Below are 1,772 nucleotides of genomic sequence, written 5' to 3' on the forward strand. Positions count from 1 at the left end.
TATGGTCATATATCCTGACCTCGTGACGAGTAACTTCTGCAATATCCCCTTCTTCTAGAAAGGCAAATCGGTTGGTGACAGGTAAAAGAGCAAGCTGATCGGATGCAAGGAAGTTTTCGCCAATGCCATAGCCAATGACCAAAGGGCTGCCCGAACGCGCTGCAACAAGCCTATCGGGATCACTCGTCTCCATTGCAACTGCGCCATAAGCCCCATCAAGCTGTTGAATGGTCTTCTGAAAAGCGTCTAAGAGACTCTTACTTTGCTGGCGTTCGTGATGGAGGAGATGTGCAATGACTTCGGTATCTGTGTCGGAGGAAAAGGTGTACCCAAGGGTCTTCAGATGATCGCGAAGTTCAAGATAGTTTTCGATAATGCCGTTATGGACGACGGTAATTTCAGAAGAGGAGCTGTGAGGGTGTGCGTTAGCCTCGTTTGGTTCACCATGCGTAGCCCATCGTGTATGTGCAATGCCGATCCCTCCAAGGCAGGGCTCCGAAACCAACGCATCAGCTAGAGCTTGAACCTTCCCAACGCGGCGTACACGCTGGAACTCTCCGGTCTTCGAGAGCACTGCTAAACCTGCAGAGTCATAACCTCTATATTCTAGTCGACGTAAGCCTTCTATTAAAATATTTGCCACATCTCTCTGTGCAATCGCACCCACAATCCCACACATACTTTTCCCCTACTACAAATCGATCCGTGATCTTTAAATTACTTCTTAGTCAGCTTCTTCCAATTAGAGATATTCACCTGTTTTCCGCGGGCTACGGCTAATTGCTGCGCATCAACATCTTTTGTAACAACTGAGCCGGCGCCTACGGTCGCACCTTGTTTGACGACAATTGGAGCTACCAACGACGAATTGGAGCCTATGAAGACGTCATTCTCAAGTTTGGTTTGGTATTTATTTACACCATCATAGTTACAAGTGATCGTGCCCGCGCCAATATTAACGTCGTCGCCAATTTCAGCATCACCGATATAGCTCAGGTGATTCACTTTGGATCCACTACCGATGTTCGCCTTTTTGGTTTCAACAAAATTTCCGATTTTCGCATTCTCTGCAAGAGCAGTACCTGGTCTTAGCCGTGCAAAAGGTCCAATATTACAATGCCCGTCAACTTGGCTCTCTTCGATAACGCTGTGCGAGTTAACAGTCGTATTTTCGCCGATAGAACTATTGGTAATAATGCAATTTGGCCCAATGTAAACTCCATCAGCCAAGGTGACACGCCCAATAAAAACGCAATTTAAGTCGATTGTCACATCCTTGCCACACACGAGCTCGCCACGAATGTCGATACGATTCGGATCAAATAGACTCACCCCGTCGCGCAGTAAACGCTCACCGTACTGTGACTGGAACCAGCATTCCAGTTCACAAAGCTGCAGTCGATCATTAACACCTTGTACTTCTTCTGGCGATGAGGGTGAGCAGGACTCTACTTCTTTGCCATCACTCACTGCCAACGCAACGAGATCTGTTAAGTAATATTCGCCTTGTGCATTGTCTGAACTTAGTCGCGGTAACCACTGCTTTAAGTTGTCGGACGTCGCAGCCATAAAACCGGTATTGATTTCTTGAATAGCCAATTGTTCTTCGTTGGCGTCTTTTTGCTCGACGATTGCAACAAGTTCATCAGCGACATTGCGTACGATTCGACCATAACCAGTTGGGTCTTCAACATCCATGGTCAATAGAGCTAAGGTTTCTTGATCTGCGAGCCCGATCAACTCATTTAAAGAGTCATTGGCAATTAGAGGAA

Annotated in this window: 2 protein-coding genes; both read right to left on the bottom strand. The window is 46.8% G+C overall.

The genetic code is table 11. From position 1 onward, the window contains the following. Positions 1-679: class II glutamine amidotransferase (locus A3750_RS20220; protein ID WP_197475193.1), on the bottom strand; the 679-nt coding region annotated here is incomplete at its 3' end. A 38-nt stretch (positions 680-717) separates the two neighbouring features. Next, a partial coding sequence (gene glmU / locus A3750_RS20225; RefSeq protein ID WP_068548709.1) for a bifunctional UDP-N-acetylglucosamine diphosphorylase/glucosamine-1-phosphate N-acetyltransferase GlmU occupies positions 718-1,772 on the bottom strand: 1,055 nt, incomplete at its 5' end.

The sequence above is a fragment of the Oleiphilus sp. HI0079 genome (genome assembly GCF_001635105.1).